General features: G+C 68.5%; 7 protein-coding genes, 1 tRNA gene and 1 pseudogene. All 9 read right to left on the bottom strand.

What is annotated here, in order from left to right; genetic code table 11:
• Positions 1-69: transfer RNA gene (locus tag FZ029_RS32460), tRNA-Leu, on the bottom strand.
• A gap of 82 nt (positions 70-151) precedes the next feature.
• Entirely contained in the window at positions 152-1,786 is a 1,635-nt protein-coding gene (locus FZ029_RS32455; protein ID WP_211104285.1) for a phospholipase D-like domain-containing protein, read from the bottom strand.
• Between the two features lie 110 nt (positions 1,787-1,896).
• On the bottom strand, positions 1,897-2,943 hold the full coding sequence (locus FZ029_RS32450) for an aldose epimerase family protein (RefSeq protein WP_149274284.1): 1,047 nt from the start codon (positions 2,941-2,943) through the stop codon (positions 1,897-1,899).
• The gene (gene yjfF / locus FZ029_RS32445; protein WP_149274282.1) at positions 2,943-3,929 is read right to left on the bottom strand and encodes a galactofuranose ABC transporter, permease protein YjfF; all 987 of its coding nucleotides are present in this window, start codon (positions 3,927-3,929) and stop codon (positions 2,943-2,945) included. The genes FZ029_RS32450 and yjfF overlap by 1 nt, the downstream gene beginning before the upstream one ends.
• A complete protein-coding gene (locus FZ029_RS32440; protein WP_149274280.1) occupies positions 3,926-4,969 on the bottom strand; it encodes an ABC transporter permease in 1,044 nt (347 codons plus the stop codon). The genes yjfF and FZ029_RS32440 overlap by 4 nt, the downstream gene beginning before the upstream one ends.
• Entirely contained in the window at positions 4,966-6,534 is a 1,569-nt protein-coding gene (gene ytfR / locus FZ029_RS32435) for a galactofuranose ABC transporter, ATP-binding protein YtfR (RefSeq protein WP_149274278.1), read from the bottom strand. The genes FZ029_RS32440 and ytfR overlap by 4 nt, the downstream gene beginning before the upstream one ends.
• 79 nt (positions 6,535-6,613) lie before the next feature.
• The gene (gene ytfQ, locus FZ029_RS32430) at positions 6,614-7,585 is read right to left on the bottom strand and encodes a galactofuranose ABC transporter, galactofuranose-binding protein YtfQ (RefSeq protein ID WP_149274276.1); all 972 of its coding nucleotides are present in this window, start codon (positions 7,583-7,585) and stop codon (positions 6,614-6,616) included.
• Positions 7,586-8,049: 464 nt separating this feature from the next.
• Positions 8,050-9,204, bottom strand: coding sequence for a porin (locus tag FZ029_RS32425; RefSeq protein ID WP_149274274.1), 1,155 nt, complete (start codon positions 9,202-9,204; stop codon positions 8,050-8,052).
• Positions 9,205-9,399: 195 nt separating this feature from the next.
• Positions 9,400-9,618 (bottom strand): annotated as a pseudogene (locus FZ029_RS32420) (aldehyde dehydrogenase (NADP(+))); the annotation flags it as partial.

The raw sequence follows: 9,618 nt of genomic DNA, 5'->3' as shown, positions 1-9,618 counted from the left end.
GGAGGGAGTCGAACCCCCACGGCCTTTCAGCCACTAGGACCTGAACCTAGCGCGTCTACCAGTTCCGCCACAAGCGCTTTCCCCGCACCGCGTTGGGCGCCGCGGGGAGCGCCTATGTAGCGGGATGGACCGCGGCCCGCAAGCGGAGAATTCACTCTCTGCGAAAATTTTTCCCAAGCCCGTTCCGGCGGGCCAGAAGGGCCAGTCCAACCCCCACCGCCGCGCCCGCCGCGACCCCGGCGCCGATGCGCCACGCCGCCCGGTTCACGTCGCCGAACACCGTCGCGCCGCGCAGGATCGTCTCCGCCATCGGCTCCGGCCGGTCGGGGTCGAGCAGGCGCTCGTCCACCAGCCGGCGCTCCGTCTCGTTCAGCGGCTCCGGCTCCAGCGGGCGGAGCGAGCGGCCGGTGGGGCGCATCAGCCGGTCCACCATGGCGGTCAGCGATCCGGTCTCCTCCTCCGTCCGCTCCACCTCGGCCACGGTGACGCCCAGATGCTCGGCCATCAGGCGGGTGCGGACGGAGCGGATGGCGCGGCACACCTCCGGCCGCTCGCCCTGCGGGACCTCGATGGCAAGGTCGCATTCGGTGTCCAGCCCCTGGGACCGGTTGTTGATGTTGGACGACTCCACCCGCAGCAGCCGGTCGTCGACCACCAGCACCTTGGCATGGACATAGATGCCCTCTCCGCCCTCGGTCACCGGGACCAGGATGCGGAAGCGGCGGTGGGTGTCGGCCGCGCGCAGGCGCTGGAGCAGCAGCGAGCGTGCACTGCCCATCGCCTCCTCCTCGACCCAGGCGGGCGTGCGTTCGGGATTGATGACCACCACCTCCGGCCCGTCGGGTTCCGACAGCCGGGCGGTGATGGCTCCGACGATCTTCTGCGAGGCGAAATACTGGCTTTCCAGGTAGATGAAATCGCGCGCGGCGGCGATGGCGGCCAGATACAGCGCTTCGATCTCGCGCACGCCGCGCTTTCCCGTCTTCTGCGTTCCCTCATGGTCCGCCATCGGATCTGTACGCGCGATGGCGACCGGGAGGTCGCGGAAGTCGGGTTCCAGATCGTCGGGCCAGAATGCCGGGACCGGCGGCGGCGGGACCAGCGTCTCGCCGGTCGCGCGGCGCCAGCGCTCCCGCGCCAGGTCACCCAACGCCCGCGCAGCCTCCCCGTCGACCGCCGTGGTCACGTCATGGAAGGGGCCGTATGGCTCGCCGCTCGGCCGCACCCGGCGGGGGTCGCCGTCGCGGTGGTCGGGCGTGTCCCAGCGGTCGGTGGTCATGTCGATGCCGCCGCAGAAGGCGAGGGCATCGTCGATGATGGCGATCTTCTGGTGGTGGCAGGCGCCCGGCGGATGGGCGGAATCCAGGCGGAAGCGCAGGCGCCGGCTGGTCATCCAGTCCAGCAGGACCAGCGGAGTCCGGCCACGGAACGGCATCTTCAGGACCGCCAGATCCCATTTCAGCACATTGATGGTCAGTTCCGGCCGCACCCGGACGATCCAGCTCAGGAAATCGCCCAGCTCGTTCGGCACGCCCGGCATCGGGTCGTCGGGCTCCAGCTTGATCCGGGTGTCGAAATCCCAGCCGATCAGCATCACCGTGTGGCGGGCATTGAGGATGGCGGCCTTGATCCGGGCGAAATAGGCGGCGGCGTCGATGATGACCGCCACCCGATCCGCTGTTTCGATCCGCCAGCAGGTCCGGCCGGGCACCAGAACCGGGCCGGCCGGAGTCCGGCCAGCCTGAAACGGGGAGTCTGGGCGGGAGGCGTCCGGCATCGCTGCCATGTCGAGCTTTCCTTCCGGCGTTGTGGAGCGGCATCGCGGGACCGGCAGCGGAACCGCTGCCATGCCCTTCGATGAACCCCGCAAGCCGGCGGACGGTTCCCCGATTCCGTTCAGACCGCCCCGAATCGCAGCAGCATCCGATGCCGGTAGGTTTCGCCGGGGTCGAGCCGAGCCGACGGAAAATGGCCGATGTTCGGGCTGTTGGGAAACCGCTGGCTCTCCAGCGCCAGTCCGGCGAAACGACGATAGGGCTGCCCGCCCTTCCCCACCATTTTCTCGCTGAGATAGCCGCCGGTATAGACCTGCAGCCCCGGCTGGTCGGTCGCCAGCTCCATCCACCGGCCCGATGCCGGGTGCTCCAGCATCGCCACCGGCCGCAGCTCTCCCACCGGCCCGTCCAGACACCAGTTGTGGTCGAAGCCGAAACCGCCGACCGCCGCCAGCGCCTCGCCCAGCTCTACCCTGCCGCGCCCCACTCCGCCGCGCAGGTCGAAGGCCGTGCCGTCCACCGGCCGTACCTCCCCCGTCGGGATCAGGTCGGCGCCGACCGGCGTGGTGAAGCCGCCCCGCACCGTCAGCCGATGGTCGCGCAGATCGCCCGACGCATGGCCCCCGAGGTTCCAGTAGCTGTGATGAACGAGGTTGACGACGGTCGGCCGGTCGGTCGTCGCCGTCATGCGGATGTCCAGCACCCCGTCTTCGCTCAGCTGGTAGCGCGTGCTCGCCGTCAGCGTTCCGGGAAAGCCCTGGTCGCCGTCCGGCGAGACCAGCGTGAAGGTGACGGCGTTCTCCGCCTCATCGACCTCGGCCTCCCAGACCCGCCGGTCGAACCCTTCCGGTCCGCCATGCAGCTGGTTCGGCGGCTCGTTGACGGCCAACTCATGGCAAACGCCGTCCAGCGTGAAGGACGCCCCGCCGATGCGGTTGCCGTACCGGCCGCAGGTGGCGCCGAAATAGGCGTCGCTCGCCAGGTAATCGGACAACCGGTCGAAGCCCAGCACCACGTCGGCGCCGGTCCCGTCGCGGCCGGGCACCATCATCCGCACCAGCCGGGCGCCATGGGCGATGACGGTCGCCTCCAGCCCGCCGGCGGACAGGATGAACCCCTCCACCGGCCGTCCTTCATGCGTATCGAACAGGAAACTCTCGATGGGCATCACGCCTCCGCCGGTTCACCGCCACGGCCGGCCCAGACCGTCAGCAGACCCTTCTGCAACAGGATGAAGACGAACAGCAGCACGCCGATGGCGATCTTGGTCCACCAGCTGCTGAGCGTGCCGTCGAAGGTGATGTAGGTCTGGATCAGCCCCTGGATCAGCACCCCGACGAAGGTGCCGACGACATAGCCATAGCCGCCGGTCAGCTGCGTTCCGCCGATCACCACCGCGGTGATGGTATCCAGCTCCACCCCCGTCGCCGCCAGCGAATAGCCGGCGCCGGTGTAGAGCGAGAAGACGATCCCCGCCAGCCCGGCCAGCAGCCCCGACAGCGCATAGACCGCCACCGTCGTCCGCCCCACCGGCACGCCCATCAGCTCCGCCGATTGCCGGTTGCCGCCCAGCGCATAGAGGTTGGCGCCGAAACGGGTCCAGTGCGCCAGCACCACCGCGGCGACCACCACACCCAGCATCAGCATCGCCGGCAGGCTGAGCTTGCCCCCCGCCCCGAAGCGCAGCGCGATGTCGTTCAGCTCGCCATAGAGCGGATGGTTGATCGGCACCGAATCGGTGGTCAGGACGAAGCCCAGCCCACGGGCGATGAACATCCCGGCCAGCGTGACGATGAAGGGCGGCATCTGGAAGACATGGATCACCCCGCCCATCGCCGCGCCGAATCCGCCGGCGGCGATCAGCGCGACGGCGAAGGCGGCCAGCGGGTGCCAGCCGCCATGCTCGATCAGCACGGCCAGCAGCACGGTGGTGAAGCCGATCACCGCCCCCACCGACAGGTCGATCCCGCCGGACAGGATGACGAAGGTCATGCCGATCGCGGTGATGCCGAGAAAGGCGTTGTCGGTCAAAAGGTTGCCCACCACCCGCCAGGAGGCGAAGTTGGGGAACTGCGCCGCGCACAGCAGGAACCCGACCACCAGCACCGCGGTGGTGACGATCAGCGGAAGGAACCGCTGGAGTGCACTGGTCATGGCTTTGCCCCTCCGCTGGTCGGCGCCACCGGCGGCTTGACCGCGCCCATCGGACGCGCCCCCTTCGGGCGCGGCAGGAACAGGGTCAGCGTCGGCGATTGCAGCAGCAGGACGACCAGCAGGACGCCCGCCTTGACGATCAGGTTGAATTCCGGCTTGAAGCCGCTCAGCAGGATGCCGGTGTTCATCGCCTGGATGATCAGCGCCCCCACCACCGACAGCACCAGCCCGAACCGCCCGCCCAGCAGCGACGTGCCGCCGACCACCACCGCCAGGATGGCGTCCAGCTCCAGCCACAGCCCGGCATTGTTGGCGTCGGCGCCGCGGATGTCGGCGGTGACGATCAGCCCGGCCACCGCCGCGCACAGCCCGCACCAGACATAGACGGCCACCAGCACCACCGGCGTGTTGACGCCGGCCCCGGCGCTGGACAGCCGGTTGATGCCGACCGCCTCGATCATCAGCCCCAGCGCCGTCGCCCGCACCAGCAGCGCCGTCACCGCCAGCAGCGCGATGGTGATGACCACCGGCATCGGCACGGTCAGGAAGGACCCGCCGCCGATGAAGGCGAGCGCCGGGCTGGTGAAGGTGACGATCTGCCCCTCCGTCACCAGCTGGGCGATGCCGCGCCCGGCGACCATCAGGATCAGGGTGGCGATGATCGGCTGGATGCGCAGCACCGCCACCAGCAGCCCGTTCCACAGCCCGCACAGCAGGCCGGCGGCCAGCGACGCAGCCAGCACCGCCGGCAGGCTCCATCCGGCACCGGTCATGGTGGCGGCGACCGCGCCGGAGATCGCCATGACGGCCCCCACCGACAGGTCGACGCCACGGGTGGCGATGACCATGGTCATGCCGATGGCGAGCAGTGCCACCGGGGCGCCGCGGTTCACCACGTCGATCAGGCTGCCGAACAGCCGGCCGTCCTGCAGACGGATCGCGAAGAAATCGGGAAACAGCAACCAGTTGGCCAGCAGAACGGCGACCAGCGCGCCATATTGCGGCAGGTTGCGCGACGGGCCGGGAGCGGACAGCGTCATTGACGCACCTCTGAATTGGGCGTCTCCGACGCGATGGCGTTCGGCGTCTCCGACGCGATGGCGGCGACGATGCGCTCCACGCTGACCTCCCCTCCCCTCAATTCCGCGACATGGCGGCGGTCGCGCAGCACGACGACGCGGCGGCTGTAGGCGACGATCTCCTCCAACTCCGACGACACCACCAGCAGCGCCATGCCGTCGGCGCACAGCCGCTCGATCAGGCGGATGATCTCGGCATGCGCGCCCACGTCGATGCCGCGCGTCGGCTCGTCGAGGATCAGCAGCCGCGGCTCGGTCGCCAGCCAGCGCGCCAGCAGCGCCTTCTGCTGGTTGCCGCCCGACAGCAGCTGGATCGGTCGTTCGGCGTCCGGCGTGCGGATGTCGAGCAGGCGGATGAAGCGGTCGGCGATCTCCTCCTGGCGGCGGCGCGGGATCGGCTTCAGCCAGCCCTGCCGCGCCTGCAGCGCCAAGATGATGTTCTCCCGCACCGACAGTTCGCCGACGATGCCCTCCTTCTTGCGGTCCTCCGGACAGAAGCCGAAGCCGAGCCGCACGGCGTCGCGCGGCCCCTTCAGCCGGATCGTCCGGCCGTCCACCGTCGCCTCGCCCCGGTCGGCGCGGTCCATGCCGAAGACCAGCCGCACCGTCTCCGTCCGGCCGGATCCCAGCAATCCTGCCAGCGCCACCACCTCGCCCGGACGGATGTCGAGGTCGAACGGCTCGACGCTGCGCGCCTTGCCGAATCCCTTGAAACTGGCCAGCGGCGGACGGCTGTCCAGCTCCGCCGGGCCAAGGTCGATGCGGTGCGCCGCCGCCTCCAGCTCGCGCCCCAGCATCATGGCGACCAGATCCAGGCGCGGCAGCTCGGCCGTCCGCCGCTCCCCCACCAGCCGGCCGTTGCGCAGCACGGTGATGCGGTCGCAGACCTCATAGACCTGATCGAGGAAATGGGTGACGAAGACGATGCCGATCCCGCGCGACCGCAGGGTCCGCATCACCTTGAACAGCACCGCCACCTCCTGCGCGTCCAGGCTGGCGGTCGGTTCGTCGAGGATCAGCACCTTGGCCGACATGTCGACCGCGCGGGCGATGGCGATGATCTGCTGGGTCGCCACCGAAAAGCGGCCGAGCGGCGCCGTCACGTCGATCGACAAGCCGTAGGGCATCAGGATGGCACGCGCCCGCCGCCGCATGGCGCCGCGGTCGACCAAACCCCAGCGCATCGGCTGGCGCCCCAGGAACAGGTTTTCCGCCACCGACAGGTTCGGCAGCAGGTTGACCTCCTGATAGACGGTGCCGATGTGCAGGCGCTGCGCCTCCTCCACCCCGCGCGGCGCGATCTCCCGCCCCTCCAGCGCCACGGTTCCGCCGTCGCGCTGGTAGACGCCGGTCAGCGTCTTGATGAGCGTCGATTTGCCGGCGCCGTTCTCGCCCAGCAGGGCATGGATTTCGCCATGGCGCAGGGTGAAATCGACGCCGTCGAGCGCCTGGACGCCGAGGAAGGCCTTGGACAGCCCGCGGATCGCCAGCAGCGGCGCTGAAGGAGGAGCGGTGGACGCCGTCATGACGGACCTCGCCGGAAGCGCATCGGAAAAGGCAGGGCCGCGAGAGGAACGCCCCCGCGGCCCCAAAGTTCAAACAGGATCAGTAGGCGTCCTTGCGGCGCTCATACTCGGCCTTGGCGGTGTCGGGCGTGAACAGCTTCGATTCCGTCTGGATCCACTTCGGCGGCATCTTGCCGTCCTTCTTGAAGGCGACCAGCGCGTCGAAGGCCGGGCCGGCCATGTTCGGCGTCAGCTCCACCGTGGCGTTGGCCTCGCCTTCGGACATCGCCTTGAAGATGTCGGGCACGCCGTCGATGGACACGACCAGGATGTCCTTGCCCGGCTTCAGGCCGGCTTCCTTGATCGCCTGGATGGCGCCGACCGCCATGTCGTCGTTGTGGGCATAAACGGCGCAGATGCCCTTGCCGCCATTCTCGGCCTTGATGAAGCTTTCCATCACCTCCTTGCCCTTGGCGCGTGTGAAGTCGCCGGACTGGGTGCGGATGATCTTCATCCCCGGATTCTTGGCGACGATCTCGTCGAAGCCCTTCTTGCGGTTGATGGCGGGCGAGGAACCGACGGTGCCCTGCAGCTCGACCACGGCACATTTGCCGCCGGTCTGCTTGGCCAGCCATTCGCCGGCCACCCGGCCCTCATGCACGGTATCGGAGGTGACGGCGGTCATGTAGAGGCTCTGGTCCTTGGTCTCGATCTGGCGGTCGAGCAGCATGACCGGGATCTTCGCCTCCTTGGCCTCCTTCAGCACCGAATCCCAACCGGTCGCCACCACCGGCGCGATGAAGATCGCATCGACGCCCTGGGCGACGAAGGAGCGCACGGCCTTGATCTGGTTCTCCTGCTTCTGCTGAGCGTCGGAGATCTTGAGGTCGATCCCGCGCTTCTCGGCTTCAGTCTTGGCGGTCTTCGTCTCTGCCGCGCGCCAGCCCGATTCGGACCCGATCTGCGAGAAGCCGACGACCAGCTTCTTGGCATCGGCGGCCTGGACGGCGCCCAACCCGATGAACAGCGCCGCGGCGGCGGTCGCGGCGGAGATCACCCATTTCCTGGACATCCGTTTCACTCCCTGAGGTTTATAAGGCGAGGTTTTTTAGGCGAGGTTCTGAGGCGACGATTTTTTGCAGTGCTTGCTGGATGGAGGCAGGCGACGGCACGGGGCGCTGAATTTCCTGATCGGAGCCCGATCCGAAATTGTTCGTCATGCCTACTTTAAGTACGCAGAACCATAACTGTCCAATACGATTCTCGACCTGCATGATGCCGAAAAGAATATGGCCGGCCTAAAAATCAGGCCCAAACTCAGGTCGAAAAAACGGCCGGGCAGCGCAGGGCCGCCCGGCCGTGAGGTGACCCTGCTCCAGTCCGGAACAGGGCCGACGCACCCGAGGGAGAGCGCGCCGGGACGCAACCGCCGCGGCGGGATGGAGAGAAACACCGCGGGCGGCGCGAAGCCGAAGGAAAGGGCCAGGACGTCAACCGGCCGGTATCAGAAGGCGGGGCCCTTAGAATGCAAGGCCCTTAGAAAGCAAGATTGGCCTGGACCAGGAACATGTCGCCCTTGTCGCTGTTGGCGGCGACGTCGGAGCTGAGCTTGAAGTGGTTGTATTCCGGCCCGATGGCGAAGCCGGGGGCGACGACATACTTGGCGCCGACGGTGATCAGCTCGAACTTGGACCGGCCGCGCACCGTCAGGTCGCCGGCGTCCTTGGCGTTCAGGTAGCCGACGCCCAGCGTGGTGGGCCCGAAGGTGTACTGCGCGCCGACGGTCCAGACATCCTGCTTCTCGCGGCTGACGATGCCGGCGGTACTGGACTTGGCATAGCCGCTGTCGCCCGACCAGGCATAGCTGCCGCCGACCTTCAACCCGCCATAGGCCACCGTCAGGCCGGCATGGGTGGAGGACAGATCGTCGAAACTCGCGCCTGTGAGGCTGGAGTCCTTGGCCTTGCCGCCCAGGTAGAACAGGCTGCCGTTGATCGCCACGCCGCCGAAGCTGTTGGTATAGGTGCCGCCGACCTCGTAGACGTCGCGATAGGCGCCGGTGCGGTTGGCAGAGGCGAGCGCGAACTTGGAGCGGTTGACGTCGGTGCCGCTGCTGTCAGACGACGGCTGGTAGGAGGCGCCGAGCTTGAAGCCGGCGATTTCCGGGGTCCAGTAGGTGGCGCGGGTGGCGCTGTTGCCGGAGATCAGGGCGCGGATGTTGCCGATGGTGACCGGCGCGTTGGCGGCGCTGTTGCCGAGCCAGGACGGGAAGGAGCCGTCGACGCCGCCGGTGCCCCAGTCGGACGGGGCGATGATGCCGCTGTCGTCGGACGGGCCGTTCTCCACGCCCAGATGCAGGACGCCGAAGCTGCCGTTGACGAACAGGAAGGCGCGGTCGTAGGTGGCGGTGCGGGCGTTGCTGGTGCCGTTCTCGGCCAGCAGGCGCAGGCGGGCGCCATATTCCAGCCCGTTGTCGGCCTTGGCCTTCGGCGTCACCAGCAGGCGCAGGCGGTTGCGGAACTCGGTGGAGCGCAGGCCGGCGTCACGGTCCTGGTCGACATAGCCGGCCTCGAAATAGGCGTCGCCGCCGATGACCACGTCGAACTTCGACTGGGCGAAGGCCGGGCCGGCTCCCAGGACGGAGACGAGCGAAAGGGTGGCTGCGCCAAGCAGCAGAGCGGATCTCACCATCAGGGTTTCCTCTTAATGCGGTTTGTTCTTGCTTCGGTACCGTGTGCGGGAGCGATGATTCGGCGATGCGCGGACGCACGCCGTCCCCGGCCGCCGAATCCGGCACTCGGCCGGTTCCGACGGTTTGCCCTGCGTCAGCGCTCCCTCTGACGCAGCCGTTGCGGGTTGCTGGTGTCGGTCAGTCTTTTCCGGCGGTTAATCTCGTCCAAGCGTCCCGTCGACCCGCCGCCACAGCCCCAGCGGGTTGCCGTCGCGCAAGGCCTCCGGCAGCAGGTCGGTGGGAATGTCCTGGTAGCAGACCGGGCGCAGGAAGCGGCGGATCGCCAGCGTGCCGACGGAGGTGCTGCGCGGGTCCGACGTCGCCGGGAACGGGCCGCCATGCACCATCGCGTGGCAGACCTCCACCCCCGTCGG

Origin of the sequence: Azospirillum sp. Sh1 (assembly GCF_008365135.1) — a bacterium.
Classification (GTDB): Bacteria; Pseudomonadota; Alphaproteobacteria; order Azospirillales; family Azospirillaceae; genus Azospirillum; species Azospirillum oryzae.
This window is presented reverse-complemented; position numbering and strand designations above follow the sequence as displayed.